Annotated in this window: 8 protein-coding genes; 1 reads left to right on the top strand and 7 read right to left on the bottom strand. The window is 39.0% G+C overall.

The genetic code is table 11. From position 1 onward, the window contains the following. The 4 genes from Q0X89_RS16665 to Q0X89_RS16650 form a co-directional block, all read right to left on the bottom strand. Window positions 1-912, bottom strand: a 912-nt coding sequence (locus Q0X89_RS16665; protein WP_297696277.1) for a Calx-beta domain-containing protein, incomplete at its 3' end; no start/stop codon positions are given. 257 nt (window positions 913-1,169) lie between these two features. After that, on the bottom strand, window positions 1,170-3,104 hold the full coding sequence (locus Q0X89_RS16660; RefSeq protein WP_297696275.1) for an OmpA family protein: 1,935 nt from the start codon (window positions 3,102-3,104) through the stop codon (window positions 1,170-1,172). An 11-nt stretch (window positions 3,105-3,115) separates the two neighbouring features. Further along, the gene (locus tag Q0X89_RS16655; RefSeq protein WP_297696273.1) at window positions 3,116-4,081 is read right to left on the bottom strand and encodes a type IX secretion system membrane protein PorP/SprF; all 966 of its coding nucleotides are present in this window, start codon (window positions 4,079-4,081) and stop codon (window positions 3,116-3,118) included. 3 nt (window positions 4,082-4,084) lie between these two features. Continuing rightward, window positions 4,085-8,305, bottom strand: a complete 4,221-nt coding sequence (locus tag Q0X89_RS16650; RefSeq protein ID WP_297696272.1) for a gliding motility-associated C-terminal domain-containing protein — start codon at window positions 8,303-8,305, stop codon at window positions 4,085-4,087. Window positions 8,306-8,717: 412 nt separating this feature from the next. On the opposite strand from Q0X89_RS16650, the gene Q0X89_RS16645 reads away from it, so the two are divergent. Then, on the top strand, window positions 8,718-10,307 hold the full coding sequence (locus Q0X89_RS16645; protein ID WP_297696270.1) for a peptide chain release factor 3: 1,590 nt from the start codon (window positions 8,718-8,720) through the stop codon (window positions 10,305-10,307). A 63-nt stretch (window positions 10,308-10,370) separates the two neighbouring features. Here the strand turns inward: Q0X89_RS16645 and Q0X89_RS16640 are convergent, their stop codons facing one another. The 3 genes from Q0X89_RS16640 to rpoB all read right to left on the bottom strand — a co-directional run. Further along, entirely contained in the window at window positions 10,371-10,682 is a 312-nt protein-coding gene (locus Q0X89_RS16640; protein WP_297696268.1) for a DUF3467 domain-containing protein, read from the bottom strand. A gap of 70 nt (window positions 10,683-10,752) precedes the next feature. Then, entirely contained in the window at window positions 10,753-15,051 is a 4,299-nt protein-coding gene (gene rpoC / locus Q0X89_RS16635; RefSeq protein ID WP_297696266.1) for a DNA-directed RNA polymerase subunit beta', read from the bottom strand. 43 nt (window positions 15,052-15,094) lie between these two features. Further along, on the bottom strand, window positions 15,095-18,824 hold a 3,730-nt coding region (rpoB, locus tag Q0X89_RS16630; protein WP_297696264.1), incomplete at its 5' end, for a DNA-directed RNA polymerase subunit beta.

The raw sequence follows: 18,824 nt of genomic DNA, 5'->3' as shown, positions 1-18,824 counted from the left end.
ACCGTCAAACTCTCGAAATAAGGCTAAAGGTGTATTTCCCAAAACTACTTCATTATCATTTATAGTACCTGTACCCGTATCGGTGATATCAACCGAGAGATCGGAAGTTCCTGTAAGTTGAATTGTAAATGTTTCTGCAGATTCAAAAAAGGTGTCGTCAGTGATTGATACCACAATAGTTTCTGTATCCCCTACTGTTCCGTTAAAACTTAATATGCCTCCTGCTATAGCCGTATAATCGCTTCCTGCGGTAGCAGTACCGTCAACAGTTTGAAAATTCACTGTAAAAGGTCCCCCGGCAGGAAGACCTAAATGAGTGGCCGTAAAAGTCGCCGTTCCTGCATTCTCATTAACCGTTACATCATCAACAGAAATAAAAGGTGTGGATATTGCAACAAACTGTACGTTATCTATAAAAATAGTTTCACCATTACTCCAGCTGTTATCAATACCAACAAACCTTATTGCGGATGCTGCCGACATTTGATCCGTAGTCAAAGAATGTGATATTGAACCAGAAACCGAGGTATTAATCGTAGCAACCGTTTCGTAAGCGGAAGTATTGTTATTCCAAAGCTGAACCCGTAAACCTTCATTACCACGGCTTGTGGCATCATAATCTAAGGTAAGTGTAGCTGCAGTACTTGCAGACAAGTCTAGGGTTCTGGCAATGCTTCTTCCATCCAGATTTCTAAATCTTAATTGATTGGAATTTATCTGTATCCTGCCTCCTGATGGATCTGTACCTTCATTGGTTTCAACCCAGTTGGTAGCAAAATTGGCCGTTCCGTTATTGTTGGAGTAGGAGGTAGTATTGAAATTATCAAGGAAAGTTCCCTGTCCATAAGACTGAACTACTGAACCGAAGAGGGCCAGAAGGATCAGGGCTAATAGCAGTGGACTATACTTCATATTTTAAGTAGGTATGGCAATAAGTTTCAAAAATACCTTGGATTATCCTTTCTATTAAAAATTTGTTGTATAAGTGCTGATTCGTTTGGTGAAAAGCCAGGATATCGAAGTTTAGGGCAAATAACTTTAGTGAATTCCGGAATTTTTACGGGTGTTGTTCAACGATGAAGCCCTATTATTTATGATTTTGAATCCTACAAAACAATAAAGCAGCTACCAAAAGTAGCTGCCTTAAAATCTTACTTTATACAATGAAATTATTCGAGTATAATGAACTCTGACCTACGATTTAACTGGTGCTTATCTCTTGAGCATTTTATACCATCATCACATTCATTTACCAGGCGGGTTTCTCCATAACCCTCACCTTCAAGCCGCTCTGAATTAATGCCTTGTGATATCATATAATTAACAGTAGACTCTGCCCTCTTTTGAGATAACCAAAGATTAAAGGAATCAGGTCCTCTGCTATCTGTATGAGAATTGGCCTTTATTTTTAGGCTTGGGTATTTTTCCATGGCAGCGATGACTTTTTGTATTTCTATTTCCGCATCGCGCCTGATATCGTATTTACCAAAATCGAAATATATAGTACTCAGCTGCAAGAGTTTAGCTAAATCGTCACCAAAACCTGCTTCTACTATTTCCCGCTCCAAATAGAAGTCAATTATCATTGGTTTACCATCAGATATTGGCAGATATTCCTCTGCCGGAATATACCCCTGGGTCTGTGCCCTGACAAAATTTCCCTGATTGCAATCGCAGCTAAGGGTATAATTTCCTTCATTATCTGTTATGGCTGACAGGACTTCCTCATTGTTCTCATTTATCACTTTTACCGTAGCCCCGACAAGTACTTCATTGGAAATTTTATCTCTGACAGTCCCGGTTATAGGTTGGAGGCATTCAAAAACCAAAGGTCTGGTTTCCAGGAAACCATAAATATCATCGGCGCCCATTCCATCAGCCCGATTCGATGCAAAATAACCCCGTTTGTTTTCCTCATTTATGATATAGGAAAAATCATCCCTGCTGCTATTGGCAGGTTCCCCTACATTTAGTACAGGATTTGAATAATCCTCAAAATCGATTTTAGTTGCAAAAATATCCAAACCTCCCAGCCCCGGATGACCATCTGATGAAAAATAAAGGATATTTTCACTGCTAACAAAAGGGAATGTTTCTCTTGATTCGGTATTTATAGGAGCCCCTAAATTTGTTGGCGAGCCAAAGGTGCCGTCCTTGTTTATTGAAACCTTATAAATATCCGATGCTCCCTTTGAATCAGACATATCGGAAGCAAAATAAAGTGTTTTTTCGTCAGGGCTTAAAGCCGGGTGCGCAACTGAATAACTATCGCTATTAAAGGGTAATTCCTCAAGGTCAGACCATTCGCCATCCTTCCAGTTTATCCTGAAAATCTTTAATCTTACTACCCCTTCTTCATCTTTCGAAGATTTGCCATCAATAAAATTATTTCTTGTAAAATAAATAGTATTTCCATCCTTTGTAGCCACAGAAGTAGATTCATGAAGTCTGGAGTTTATCATGTCCATCTTTACCACCCGGTTGCTTGAACTACTGTCTGCATTCACCTTATAGATATCCAGAAAATCTTTGGAATTCCAAGTATGCCTGTATCTGGCCAAATTACCGGTGTCCCGGTCTGAAGAAAAGATCAAGCCTTCCTTGTAGAACGCAGGTGCAAAATCTGAATATTTAGAATTGTACTCAAAAAGTTCAATATCATAGCGGCCGGAATTTCTGGCAATCTCTTCCCTGTAGTCTTTTGCCGTTTTAATTATTTTTGAGCGTAAATCATTTGAGGTCATATCCGCGAAGCGGGCCAGGATAGAATCAGAATTCTTATAATCACCAAGTGTTTTCAGTGTTTGGCCATACCTGAAAAAATATTCCGGACCTACTTCGTTTCCGTAGGTTTCAATGAGTTGTTTATAGACTTTTTCGGCCTCCTCGTAATTTGCATTAAAATAATATGAGTTTCCTAATTTTTCTAGCAGTTCACTCGTCACATATCCTTTATCGATTACTTTTTTATAAATATCAATCGCAGGACTAAAAGAATATTCGGCATACTTCTTATTACCCTTGACTACGCGTTTTTCCTGAGCAAATGTCGTGGCCAGCAGAAATACTGTCAGGATAGAAGTTAAGAGTACTTTTTTTGTCATTTAATTACAATTTAAAAGAATCGGGGTGATACTAAACGTTGAAAAGATTTAACCAATTCGAATCTTAGGAATATCTCAAAAGACCCATCGTTAAACCGGGTACTTCCCAGATCAGTAGTTTCCTTATCATAGGCAAGGCCAAGCATTAACTGATCAGACAATTGAAATCCTATTAATGCACTAAACGCAGCATCCCATCTGTATGCAGCACCAAAGGAGAATTTCTCATTTAACAAAAAACTTGCAGAAAGATCTACCTGTAAAGGTGCCCCGCCAACGACTTTAGTGAGTAAGGCTGGTTTAAACTTAAGCTGACTGTTTAAATCAAGGACAACTCCCGTGATTAAATAAAAGTTGATTTTTTGAGTGGACAAGAATTGTACACTATTGGGATCTCGTTGAGAATTATCAAAATAATCCGAGGCTATTAACCTTGGCGCAGATACTCCAAGATAAAATTTATTGGTATGATAATACACTCCCAAACCAAAGTTAGGGGAAAATCTATTATCTATATTATCACCAATAATAGGCTCCTCATCAAAATTATTCAAGCCTGCAAAATCCAGATTTAACAAACTTCCGCCAAAGTTAAGACCAAAAGACAATTTTCCTTCGAATGATACATCAATTGTATAAGACAATACCCCATCCAAATAAGTTTCCTGAACAACTCCATCACCTATATTATCATTTATAATAGAAACTCCATAGCCTAATTTGCTGTTCCTAACCGGGGAATGAAGATTTAATGTAAATGTTTTCGGAGCTCCTTCGAGGCCTACCCACTGAGATCTGTACAAACCTGCTATGCTTAGTTGTCCTCTTGAACCGGCATAGGCAGGATTAACGCTCATTGTATTATACATATACTGAGTGAATTGCGCATCTTGCTGAGCTAACAAGCCTCCCATTGTAGTAAAAATCAGTATTAGAGAAACAATGTAGTGCTTGTTGAATATCATATACTTTGCCATGTATTATTTGCTTATGTAGAGATAACCACTAGCGGAAATGCTTTCCTGGTCTTTTTCATATTCAAAGATATAGAAATATACTCCAGACGGCAGATAATCTTCTGCACTTATCGTTGATCTGCCTCTAGATCTGCCATCAAAAACATTATTCTGATTGTTGTAGTTTCTGCCTTCGTAAACAGCAACACCCCATCTATTAAATATTTTCAGTGAATTGTTTAAGGCATTTTCTACTCCGTTAATAAATAAGAAATCATTTCTACCATCATTATTTGGTGTAACCAATTGATTGACTTCAATAGTAGTTGATATTGTTTCTGAAACTAAAACCACAACGGTAGCGGTGTCGCAATTAGTAGGGTTTTCATTCTCACAAATGGTATATTCAATACTGTATGATCCTGTGGGTGTATCCGGGGCAACGCTAATAGTACCATCAACATTAACCGTCAATGGGCCTGTTGGTGTTGAGGTAATGGTTACATCCTCCGGATTAACTGAAAGTCCATTCAAAGTATCGTTATCCAACACATTACTATCAGGTAGTATCCCACCATCTTCACCATCTATAAAAATATCACTATAGTCATCGTCCACTGCATCTATAGTAATGATTATTACTTTTACGGTTACTGTTGCCGTATCACAATTTATTTCATTCGCAATCTCGCATATTGTATAATCGATGGTATATATGCCGGGAGCTGTATCTGGTGCCACACTAACGGTACCATCAGGATTTATGGTCAATGGACCTGTAGGCGTAGATGTCAAGGTTACATCAGCCGGATCGAGGGCTTCCCCGTTTAAAGTATCATTATCAAAAATGTTACCTCCTTCTATTACCCCACCGGTAGTTCCGTCTGCCAATAACTCACTAAAGTCATCATCAACGGCATCTATCGGATTATCTGACACAAATATGGTAACCGTGGCCGAAGCACATACATCCGGATCCGGAACTGTATTACATACCTCATAGACAATAGTAACATTTAGGTTGTTTTCTGATGCAGATGGTGTATATGATAATTCCCCTGTTTCCGGATCAAATGAAACTATACCGGTTGCATCTCCTCCTATTCTCGTAATAGATGTAATTCCCAGATTATTTGGGTCATTATTTGGAAGGTAATCATCATTCTCCAGGATATTTATCACTACCTCTGTTAACGGAAGCGTGGTTCCGGAGTCATCCACAGCTGTAGCTGTTAATGGATTAGGATCTGTTCCATTTGGATTCCCATCATTATCGCAATCCAGAAGATTCCATTCTTCCGAGGTAGACACAGTCTGACTTGCCAATAGAAGATCACATGGGTCTAACGGATCTGTTGAATCAATAATTTCATCAACATTGGTTACACCATCTCCGTCGCAATCCAGATTTTCCCAGTCATCGGAAGTAGCCACTGTTTGGCTTGCCAATATAAAATCGCAGGAATCTAAAGGATCCGTCGCGTCTGCTATTTCATCACCATTTATTACCCCGTCTCCATCACAATCGAGGTTGTCCCATTCGGGTGTTGTGGTTACAGTTTGGCTTGAAAGCACAAAATCGCAGGAATCCAGAGGATCTGTTCCGTCTGTAGCCTCATCACCATTTGTTACTCCGTCGCCATCGCAATCTGCTACTAAATAATCTCCACTTGGTTCAAGGGTTACGCTGTCTGAATTAAAGTCGCAAGGATCTAGAGGATCTGTTCCATCCGAAACTTCATCGCTATTAGTTACACCATCTCCATCACAATCCAGGTTGTTCCACTCGTCTGTTGGTGAAAGGGTTTGGCTCGTTAACAAAAACTCACAGGAATTTAAAGGATCCGTTGCGTCTGTTACTTCATCTCCATTGGTCACTCCGTCTCCATCGCAATCAAGATTATCCCAATCTATAGTTGTATCCACGGTTTGACTTGCTAGTACAAATTCGCAGGAATCCAATGGGTCTGTTGCATCAGAGACTTCATCACTATTAGTTACGCCGTCACCGTCGCAATCCAGATTGTTCCACTCATCGCTGGGTGTAACAGTTTGACTTGCAAGTACAAAATCACAGGGATCCGTTGGATCAGTTTCATCGGTAACTTCATCATCATCAGTAACACCATCTCCATCTGTATCCGGATCACAAGTTGTAGTTTCAGGATCTAAATAATCTGGCGTTCCGTTACCACTGCAATCATCATTAGTAGGATCACCATCCCCATCGGCATCCTCGTCGGGAGTATCCACACCATCTCCATCATCATCAAAATCCCGGTAGTTCACGTCCTCGGTACCATCTGTATCAGGCAAATCAGTAGCAGGATCCGTAATTTCATTATTTACAACAAAACCGTCATTTACATCACTGCCCTCATAGCCATCATCTAATCCATCGCTATCAGTATCTATACCTGTAAAGGTCTGATCTGGTTGTCCATCAAAATTAAAGTCGTTCCCCTCAATATTATCAGGTACTAAATCATTATCTGTGTCCGTATCCAAATAATCGGGTTCATCGGTACCGTCTGTATTTTCTGGTGTAAGACCTCCTAAGTAAGCAGAGTTTACCCCATCATTGGAAACATAAGTTGCCTCGTCATCATCATTTGGCAAAATATACCCACTTGTGGTCTGTGCTTCAATATTATCCGGCAGACCATCATTATCCGAGTCTATATCGAGATGATTCGGGAAACCGTCATTATCACTATCCAACGGATTTGTCAAAGGATCGTCATCATTATCCAGGTTAGGGTCCTCTACGGTATCCAAAATACCATCATTATCATCATCAAGATCTGCGCTATCTTTTACCCCATCCCCGTCCGTATCGGGATCAGTACCTGGGGTATTCGTCGTATCCGGATCTAAATAATCCGGCGTGCCATCACCGGTGGTATCGTCATTTGTAGGGTCTCCATCGCCATTGGTATCTTCATCAGGTGTATCCAGGCCATCGCCGTCATCATCCAGATCGCGGTAGTTTACATCATCCTTACCATCAGTATCAGGAAGATCAGTGGCGGGATCTGTTATTTCATCATTTACTATGTAACCATCATTTACATCGCTACCTTCATAACCATCGTCCAATCCATCGCCATCCGTATCTGTGCCAGTAAACGTCTGATCTGGAATGCCGTCGAAATTAAAATCATTACCCTCGTTATTGTCAGGTACTAAATCATTATCGGTGTCTGTATCCAAATAATCGGGTTCATCTACACCATCTGTATTCTCAGGAGTAAGACCCTGATCACCAGATCCTTCATAAGCATTATCCAGACCGTCCTTATCATCGTCCAATCCTGAAGGCAGAGTATAACCGCTTGTGGTTTGTGCTTCTATATTATCGGGAAGACCATCATTTTCGGAATCTATATCCCTGAAATTAGGATTTGGGTCGGAATCGGAATTTATCGGATGTAGTCCTTCTCCGGATCCCGGGGTGCTCTCATAGTGATCATCCAGACCATTGCCATCAGAATCCATCCCGCATGGTGGTTGAAAATCTGCAGCAGTTTGTGCTTCAACATTATCCAGAATACCATCGTTATCAGAATCAATATCGCGGTAATCTGGTTGCAAATCACTATCTGTATTTACCGGAACAAGTCCACCGCAGCTACCAGGAGTTTCCTCATAATGATCATCCAGTCCATTGCCATCAGAATCCATGCCGCAAGGTGGTTGAAAATCTGCCGTAGTTTGGGCTTCTACATTATCCAGAATCCCATCGTTATCACTATCGATATCTAAATAATCAGGATAGCTATCCAAATCTGAATCTATAGGTACCAGTCCTCCACAATCTCCGGGAGTTTCTTCATAATTATCATCCAGTCCATTGCCATCAGAATCAATCCCACTTGGCGGAATATAACCATGGGTAGATTGTGCTTCTACATTGTCAATAATTCCGTCATTATCTGAATCTACATCGAGGTGATTGGGAACACCATCATTATCAGTGTCGGTTGGGTGTGTCAACGGATTATCATCTCCGTCCGCATTAGCGTCTTCTATTGCATCTATAATACCATCATTATCATCATCAATATCAATAAGATCCTTTACGCCGTCATTGTCGGTATCCGTATCTGTATATGCTGTGGTAAATGCAAACTCTGCAGGAACTGTATTAAATGAAGAAGATAGGGCAAAAACCAGAATGGCAGATATTAAAGTAATGCCGAAAGCCACTTTTCCTTGTATTTTGGTTGGGGTGATTGTATACATAAATGATAGTTTTCAATTAAACATATCACCATGGCCTTGTAGGAAAAAATTTATGCAAGAGATAGGGCTTCTCTAAATTATCGTTGCAAGATATAGTTAATATACATAGCATCAAATCCATTTGAAAACTTAAGTTAACAAATATCTTTAAATAACCTCAAAACTCGTTAAACGTCAAATATCCGGTATCCAACTGGTGCTAAGCTACCTTAAAAAGAGTTATTAACATTTTCAAAATATTCCAAGAACGAAGATTCCTGTTGTTAATCGGTTTTAACTCTTAAATCAATTAAAATACTAAGCTTAATTTCAATGTATCCAGACTATTAAGAAAAATAGGATTGATTCTAAAAAAACCTGTCTATTCTCATAGAGCTATTTTATTTGGCTTATTTTTGCACAAATTTTTGCGGTGAATTTTTTAGAAGAAATAGAAAGAAGAAGAACATTTGGAATTATATCTCACCCCGATGCCGGGAAAACCACACTTACTGAAAAGCTACTTCTATTTGGTGGCGCTATCCAGGAAGCCGGTGCTGTAAAAAATAATAAAATTAAAAAAGCAGCAACCAGCGATTTCATGGAAATTGAACGTCAGCGTGGAATTTCTGTGGCTACCTCTGTATTGGCATTCATGTACAAGGATAAAAAGATAAATATTCTTGATACCCCCGGACATAAGGACTTTGCTGAAGACACTTTTAGAACTCTAACAGCTGTAGATAGTGTAATAGTCGTCATAGATGTTGCAAAAGGTGTGGAAGAACAGACGAAAAAATTGGTGGAAGTCTGCAGGATGCGCAAAATTCCTATGATCGTATTCATTAACAAGCTCGATAGAGAAGGAAAGGACGCCTTTGACCTTTTGGATGAGGTAGAGCAGGAATTGGGACTAACCGTTACCCCACTAAGTTTTCCAATTGGTATGGGTTATGATTTTAAGGGTATTTATAATATTTATGAGAAGAATATTAACCTTTTCAGCGGAGACAGTAAAAAAAATATCTCTGACATAATTGGATTTGATGACATAACGAGTCCTGAATTAGAGGACCATATTGGGGTGGAAGCCGCTGAAACCTTAAGGGATAATATGGAGTTGGTAACCGGGGTATATCCGGCTTTTGACAAACAAAAATATCTGGAAGGAGCTCTTCAACCTGTTTTTTTCGGTTCGGCATTGAACAATTTTGGAGTAAAAGAGCTTCTGGATTGTTTTATTGAAATTGCACCACATCCCGAATCAAAGATTGCCGAAGAACGTCTGGTTAAGGCAAATGAAAATGAGTTATCCGGTTTTGTCTTTAAAATACACGCAAATATGGATCCTAAACACCGGGATCGTTTAGCATTTGTTAAAATTGTTTCAGGAACATTTGAACGCAACAAACCTTATCTGCATGTAAGGCACAACAAGAAATTAAAGTTTTCAAGTCCAAATGCCTTTTTTGCTGAAAAAAAGCAAATTGTAGATAAATCTTATCCAGGGGATATTGTAGGATTGCATGATACCGGTAATTTTAAAATAGGAGATACATTAACAGAAGGTGAAATTTTGCATTATAAAGGTATCCCCAACTTTTCTCCCGAACATTTCAGGTATATCAACAATGCCGATCCAATGAAATCCAAACAGTTAAATAAGGGAATTGACCAGCTAATGGATGAAGGTGTTGCACAGTTGTTTACATTAGAACTTAATGGCAGAAAAGTTATTGGAACTGTAGGTGCCCTGCAATATGAGGTAATTCAATACAGATTGGAACATGAGTATGGCGCAAAATGTACCTATGAACATTTTCCTGCTCACAAAGCCTGCTGGGTTGATCCTGAAGATCCGAATAATGATGAGTTTAAAGAATTTGTTAGAGTGAAACAGAAATTCCTGGCTAAAGATAAGCGAGGACAATTAGTCTTTTTAGCTGATTCACAATTTTCATTACAAATGACACAACAGAAATATCCGACTGTAAAGCTGCATTTTACTTCAGAATTTGAATAATCAGAACATACTCTAAACTAAAATTTAAAAACCCTTGAATTAAATAATTCAAGGGTTTTTTATTTAAGCCTCTCCGGTAGGTCCAAAATTAATTGGAATTGGAGGTTGTTCGTAATCTTTAATTGTCCCGTGAGCCTTTTCAAAACGACTTACATTATCATTCAGCGCTTTTAAAAATTTCTTCGCGTGCTGAGGAGTGAGTACAATCCTACTCTTCACTTTTGCCTTTGGTGCTCCGGGCATCATACTTATAAAATCGACAACAAATTCTGAAACAGAGTGATTGATTATGGCTAAATTAGAATAGATGCCTTCGGCTACTTTTTCATCCAGCTCAATATTTATCTGTTGTTGTTTCTTATTTTTTTCTTCCATTATTCACTTCAAAAAATAATCCAATATCATAAACAAAAACCCTCAATTAGAAAATTGAGGGTTAATGATTTTAAAACTTCAATTCCTCTTTGCGAGCCATAATTTCATCGTACTCCTCTTTCGATCCTACAATGATATTTTCATAATCCCTCATACCGGTACCGGCAGGAATTTTATGACCTACAATAACATTCTCTTTTAATCCTTCCAGGTAATCAATTTTACCACTTACAGCAGCTTCATTTAAAACCTTTGTCGTTTCCTGGAACGAGGCCGCGGAAATAAACGATTTGGTCTGTAATGATGCTCTTGTAATACCCTGTAAAATTGGTGTAGCTGTCGCTGCGACCGCATCCCGGGCAGACACCAAATTCTTATCTGCACGCTTTAAGATTGAATTCTCATCTCTCAATTCACGAGCGGAAATAATCTGACCTGCTTTGAGGTTTTCTGATTCACCTGTTTCCTCAACTACTTTTTTACCAAAAATCTCATCGTTTTCTTTGATAAAGTCGTCCTTGTGAACCAATTGATTCTCAAGGAAAGTTGTATCACCAGAATCCTGAATTCGCACTTTACGCATCATCTGTCGCACAACAACTTCAAAATGCTTATCATTAATCTTTACACCCTGGAGACGGTAAACTTCCTGTACTTCATTGACAAGATACTGTTGTACCGCCGAAGGCCCTTTAATGGAAAGAATATCTTCAGGTGTAATTGAGCCATCAGATAAAGGCATACCTGCCCTCACATAGTCGTTTTCCTGAACTAATATCTGGTTTGAAAGTTTAACCAAATATTTCTTTATCTCTCCAAGTTTAGATTCAATGATAATCTCTCTATTTCCTCTTTTGATCTTACCAAAAGAAACAACCCCGTCTATTTCGGTTACAACTGCAGGATTAGATGGATTACGTGCCTCAAAAAGTTCCGTTACCCTTGGCAAACCACCGGTAATGTCTCCGGCTTTGGCTGATTTACGAGGAATTTTTACTAATATTTTACCCTCTTTTATCTTATCGTTGTTATCCACCATTAAATGGGAACCAACAGGAAGGTTATATGAACGTAAAACCTCATCCTTAGTGTTTTTAATCAATAAGGTAGGAATCAACTTTTTATTTCTGGATTCAGATATTACCTTTTCCTGAAATCCTGTTTGTTCATCAATCTCTACCTGATAAGTAATTCCCTGCTCAATATTCTCATAAGCAATTTTACCTGGAAATTCTGAAACTATGACTCCGTTGTATGGATCCCATTGGCAAATTACATCTGACTTAGATATCTTGCTGCCGTTCTTAACAAAGATTTGAGAACCATAAGGAATATTGTTGGTACTAAGAGTAATTCCGGTATTGGCATCAACCACTTTGATCTCGGACGTTCTTGAAATTACTATATCCGCAATTTTACCTTCGGCATTCTCACCTTTAACTGTTCGCAAATCTTCAATTTCTGCGACACCATCAAATTTGGCTACAAGTTTACTCTCCTCTGAAATGTTACCGGCAATACCTCCAACATGGAATGTACGCAATGTAAGCTGTGTTCCAGGCTCCCCAATAGATTGGGCTGCCACAACGCCAACTGCTTCACCACGCTGCACCATTTTATTGGTGGAAAGGTTTCTTCCATAACACTTGGCACATATTCCCTTTGCAGCTTCACAAGTAAGAGCAGATCGAACTTCAACTTTTTCAATAGGTGAAGCTTCAATTTTCTTAACATCGATTTCCATTATCTGTTGTCCTGCTGTTAATAACAGTTCTTCAGTTAAAGGGTTGTAAACATCATGTAGAGAAACTCTTCCTAATATGCGCTCTCCAAGGGTTTCAACAATTTCTTCATTTTTCTTTAAAGATTCAACCTCAATTCCTCTAAGCGTTCCACAATCATCTATATTAACGATAACGTCCTGAGAAACATCAACCAGTCGTCTTGTAAGATATCCTGCATCGGCAGTTTTAAGAGCCGTATCTGCAAGTCCTTTACGAGCACCGTGCGTAGAGATAAAGTATTCCAAAATAGACAATCCTTCTTTAAAGTTGGAAAGAATTGGATTTTCTATGATCTCACCTCCACCAGCAGTAGATTTCTTTGGCTTAGCCATTAATCCGCGCATACCGGTTAACTGTCTTATCTGTTCTTTTGATCCCCTTGCACCAGAATCTAACATCATATACACCGAGTTAAATCCTTGTTGATCTTCCCTGATACGCTTCATCGCCAACTCAGTTAACATGGCATTTGTTGAAGTCCAGACATCAATCACCTGATTGTATCGCTCATTGTTAGTGATAAGCCCCATGTTATAATTCATCATGATCCCATCTACCTGTTCATTGGCATCTGCAATCATAGTGTGTTTTTCCTGAGGAATTATAATATCTCCAAGGCTGAATGACAATCCTCCTTTAAAGGCAAAATCATACCCCATGGTTTTTATCAAATCAAGGAAAGTAGCCGTAGTGGGCACATCCGTAACCGCAAGAATCTTTCCGATAATATCACGCAAAGATTTTTTGTTCAGTACTTCGTTTACATATCCCGCTTCTTCCGGTACTACCATATTAAAAAGTACTCTACCGACGGTAGTAGGGATAATCTGATTTACTAACTCGCCTTCCTCGTTAAAGTCTTTAGCCCTAACTTTAATTCCGGCATTCAGTTCAACTTTGCCTTCATTAAATGCAATTACTACTTCTTCATAGGAGTAAAAAGTTAAACCTTCTCCCCTAACGGGCTTTTCCTTAGTGGATTTGCGCTCCTTTGTCATATAATATAATCCCAAAACCATATCCTGTGAAGGGACGGTAATAGGCGATCCATTTGCCGGATTTAATATATTGTGAGAAGCCAACATCAAAAGTTGGGATTCCAATATAGCTTCAGGACCCAAAGGCAGATGCACCGCCATTTGATCCCCATCAAAATCCGCGTTAAACGCCGTACAAACAAGAGGGTGCAAACGAATTGCTTTTCCTTCTATTAGTTTGGGTTGAAATGCCTGTATCCCTAATCTGTGCAATGTGGGAGCTCTGTTAAGCAAGACAGGATGTCCTTTTAAAACATTTTCTAAAATGTCCCAAACTACCGGTTCTTTTTTATCAATTATCTTTTTGGCTGACTTCACCGTTTTAACAATACCTCTTTCGATCAATTTTCTGATCACAAAAGGCTTGTATAGCTCTGCAGCCATATCTTTTGGCAGACCACATTCATATAGACTCATCTCGGGTCCTACGACAATTACTGAACGAGCAGAATAATCTACCCTTTTACCCAATAAGTTTTGACGGAAACGTCCTTGTTTTCCTTTCAAGGAATCCGAAAGTGATTTTAGAGGTCTGTTCGATTCCGTTTTTACTGCTGAAGCTTTACGTGTATTATCAAAAAGAGAGTCAACCGATTCCTGAAGCATTCGTTTCTCATTTCTTAAGATAACTTCAGGTGCTTTAATTTCCATTAATCGCTTCAGACGATTATTCCTTATAATTACTCGCCTGTACAAATCATTCAAGTCAGAAGTCGCAAAGCGGCCTCCATCTAAGGGAACCAATGGACGTAACTCTGGTGGAATAACCGGAATTACTTTCATAATCATCCATTCTGGTTTGTTATCTCTGTTATCCTGAGATTCTCTAAGTGCTGCAACAACCTGAAGTCTTTTTAAGGCTTCTGTTTTTCGTTGTTTTGAAGTCTCTGTATTGGCTTTATGCCTTAAATCATAGGATAGTTGTTGCAGATCGATTCTTGCAAGTAAATCGATAAGGCATTCCGCGCCCATCTTTGCAATAAATTTATTGGGATCTGAATCTTCCAAATACTGATTTTCCGGCGGGATAGAATCAAGGATGTTCAAATACTCCTCTTCTGTTAGGAAATCAAGTTTTTGAATCTCCTCTCCCTCAGGTCCCTGAGCAATCCCAGGCTGAATTACCACATAACGTTCATAATAAATGATCATATCCAGCTTCTTGGAAGGTAATCCCAAGAGGTAGCCAATTTTATTTGGCAAGGAACGGAAGTACCAAATATGAGCAACAGGAACAACTAAATTTATATGACCTACCCTGTCGCGACGAACTTTCTTTTCAGTTACTTCAACGCCACATCTGTCACATACAATTCCTCTATAGCGAATACGCTTGTACTTTCCGCATGCACATTCATAATCCTTTACAGGACCAAAAATGCGCTCACAGAATAATCCGTCTCGCTCTGGTTTATGTGTTCTATAATTAATAGTTTCAGGCTTTAAAACCTCACCTCGGGATTCTCCTAAAATTGATTCAGGAGAAGCCAATCCAATTGAAATTTTATCAAACCTTTTTATTGCGGTATTATCTTTTATTCTAGCCATTATAATATGGTGATAGTAAATTTAAAATATGTAAAAAAAACTATTATTCTTCAAGTCTAATATCCAAACCTAATCCCTTAAGTTCATGCATTAATACATTGAAAGATTCTGGCAAGCCAGGTTCAGGCATGGTTTCGCCTTTTACAATTGATTCGTAGGTTTTGGCACGTCCAATCACATCATCAGATTTTACGGTCAAAATCTCACGAAGGGTAGCAGATGCACCATATGCCTCTAAGGCCCAAACCTCCATTTCTCCAAAACGTTGTCCACCAAACTGTGCTTTACCTCCTAAAGGTTGCTGTGTAATCAACGAATAAGGCCCAATGGAACGCGCATGCATTTTATCATCCACCATATGTCCTAATTTTAACATATAGATTACGCCAACAGTAGCAGCCTGGTCGAAGCGTTGCCCGGTTCCTCCGTCATAGAGGTACGTATGGCCAAATCTTGGAATCCCGGCTTCATCGGTAAATTCATTAATCTCATCAAGAGTCGCACCATCAAAAATTGGGGTGGCAAATTTCTTACCAAGATTTTGACCAGCCCAACCAAGAACGGTTTCATAAATCTGGCCTATGTTCATACGAGATGGCACCCCTAATGGGTTTAATACAATGTCTACAGGAGTTCCGTCTTCCAGGAACGGCATGTCTTCATGTCTTACAATACGGGCAACAATACCTTTGTTACCATGACGGCCTGCCATTTTATCCCCAACCTTAAGTTTACGCTTTTTGGCGATATAGACTTTTGCAAGCTTCATAATACCTGCAGGCAATTCATCCCCAACAGATATGGTAAACTTATCTCTTCTAAGATTTCCCTGAAGATCATTCAATTTGATCTTATAGTTGTGAAGCAGGTCTGCAACCAAAACGTTTGTGTTCTTATCAGTGGTCCAACTACCCCCAACAAGATGGGCAAAATCATCCACTGAATTAAGCATCTTCATGGTATATTTTTTACCCTTTGGCAAAACCTCTTCACCAAGATCATTTAATACACCCTGAGAAGTCTTACCGTTGATAAGTTTGAACAATTTCTCAACAAGGATTTCTTTAAGTTCCTGGAATTTCACTTCATATTCCAGTTCCAGACTGGAAATTGCTTCCTTGTCTTCGGATCGCTTACGCTTATCCTTAATAGAGCGAGAGAATAACTTTTTATCAATGACCACTCCACGAAGGGAAGGTGAAGCTTTTAAAGAAGCATCTTTAACGTCCCCGGCTTTATCACCAAAAATTGCACGAAGCAGTTTTTCTTCCGGAGTAGGATCCGATTCTCCTTTTGGAGTAATCTTACCTATAAGGATATCTCCTGGTTTCACTTCTGCACCAATGCGAATCATTCCGTATTCATCAAGGTCTTTCGTTGCCTCTTCAGAAACATTAGGAATATCATTAGTTAATTCTTCGGCTCCTAATTTGGTATCTCTAACTTCAAGAGCATATTCATCTATATGTATTGAGGTAAAGATATCTTCTCGAACAACTTTTTCGGAGATTACGATTGCATCTTCAAAGTTATAGCCTTTCCATGGCATAAATGCCACCTTAAGGTTTCTACCTAACGCTAATTCACCACCTTCTGTAGCATATCCTTCGCAAAGCACCTGTCCTTTTTTAACTTTATCTCCCTTTTGAACAATTGGCTTAAGATTAATGCTTGTGCCCTGGTTGGTTTTTCTGAATTTAACCAATTCATAAGTCTTGGAATCTTCTTCAAAACTTACCAGTTTCTCATTCTCACTACGTTTGTAATTAATAGTGATCTTTTGAGAATCTACATATTCAATTACACCATCGCCTTCAGCATTTATTAATACTCTTGAGTCTGATGCAACCTGTCTTTCCAACCCTGTTCCCACAATTGGAGACTGTGGTTTTAATAAAGGAACAGCCTGCCGCATCATGTTAGAGCCCATCAATGCCCTGTTCGCATCATCGTGTTCAAGGAACGGAATTAATGAAGCCGATATCGATGCAATCTGGTTTGGTGCAACGTCGGTATAATTTACCTCTTTTGGATCAACAACAGGAAAATCTCCTTCTTCCCTTGCAATAACTTTTTCCTGATCTATTGCTCCATTATCCTTGAGTGGAATATTGGCCTGAGATATTTTCATGCCTTCTTCTTCTTCCGCGCTCAGATATACAAAATCTTTAGTATCTACTTTGCCATTGCCAACTTTTCGATATGGGGTTTCCAGGAATCCCATAGGGTTTACTTTGGCAAATACTGCAAGCGATGAAATAAGTCCAATATTAGGTCCTTCCGGAGTTTCAATCGGACAAAGTCTTCCGTAATGTGTATAGTGTACGTCACGAACTTCAAATCCTGCTCTTTCCCTGGAAAGTCCACCTGGCCCTAGAGCAGATAATCTTCTCTTGTGTGTTATTTCAGCAAGAGGATTGGTCTGATCCATGAACTGTGATAGTTGGTTGGTACCAAAGAATGAATTTATCACAGAAGACAATGTTTTGGCATTTATCAAATCAATTGGAGTAAATACCTCATTATCCCTTACATTCATACGTTCGCGAATGGTCCTTGCCATACGCGCCAAACCAACACCAAATTGAGATGACAATTGCTCTCCAACAGTTCTTACACGCCTGTTTGAAAGGTGGTCAATATCATCAATTTCTGCTTTAGAATTGATAAGCTCAATTAAATACTTGATTATAGTAATGATATCTTCCTTGGTAAGAACCTGTTTGTCCATACCAATGTCCAAACCAAGCTTTTTATTCATTCTATATCTACCAACTTCACCCAGATTATAACGTTGATCAGAGAAAAACAATTTATCAATTATTCCACGTGCCGTTTCCTCATCTGGCGGTTCAGCATTACGTAGCTGACGATAAATATGTTCAACAGCTTCCTTTTCAGAATTTGTAGGATCTTTTTGCAAAGTGTTATGAATAATGGCATAATCACTTTGGGCGTTATTCTCTTTATGAAGCAGAATGGTTTTGACATCTGCTTCCATAATTTCATCGATGTGTTCTTTTTCAAGAACAGTATCACGATCCAGGACGATTTCATTTCTCTCAATAGAAACGACTTCTCCTGTGTCTTCATCAACAAAATCTTCATGCCAGGTATTAAGAACCCTTGCTGCAAGCTTGCGTCCCAAGTATTTTTTCAATCCTGTTTTTGAAACTTTTACTTCTTCGGAGAGGTCGAAAATCTCAAGAATATCTTTATCCCTTTCAAAACCTATAGCTCTGAATAATGTTGTAACAGGTAATTTTTTCTTCCTGTCAATGTAAGCATACATTACGCTATTGATATCGGTAGCAAATTCTATCCAGGATCCTTTAAAAGGAATTACCCTTGCCGAGTATAATTTGGTGCCATTTGCATGAAAAGATTGGCCAAAGAAAACTCCCGGTGAACGGTGCAACTGTGAAACAACTACACGCTCTGCTCCGTTAATAACGAATGTACCGCTGGGTGTCATATAAGGGATGGTCCCTAAATAAACATCCTGAACGATAGTTTCAAAATCTTCGTGTTCCGGATCGGTACAATAAAGTTTTAGTCGCGCTTTCAGAGGCACGCTATATGTTAGCCCTCTCTCTATACACTCCTGGATGGAATATCTGGGCGGATCTATAAAATAATCAAGAAATTCGAGTACAAATTGATTTCTTGTGTCTGTTATTGGAAAGTTTTCCATGAAGGTGTTGTACAAACCCTCATTGCCCCTTTCGTCAGATTTTGTTTCAAGTTGAAAAAAATCTTGAAATGATTTAATC

This window comes from uncultured Eudoraea sp. (assembly GCF_947258525.1).
Lineage (GTDB): Bacteria > Bacteroidota > Bacteroidia > Flavobacteriales > Flavobacteriaceae > Eudoraea.
This window is presented reverse-complemented; position numbering and strand designations above follow the sequence as displayed.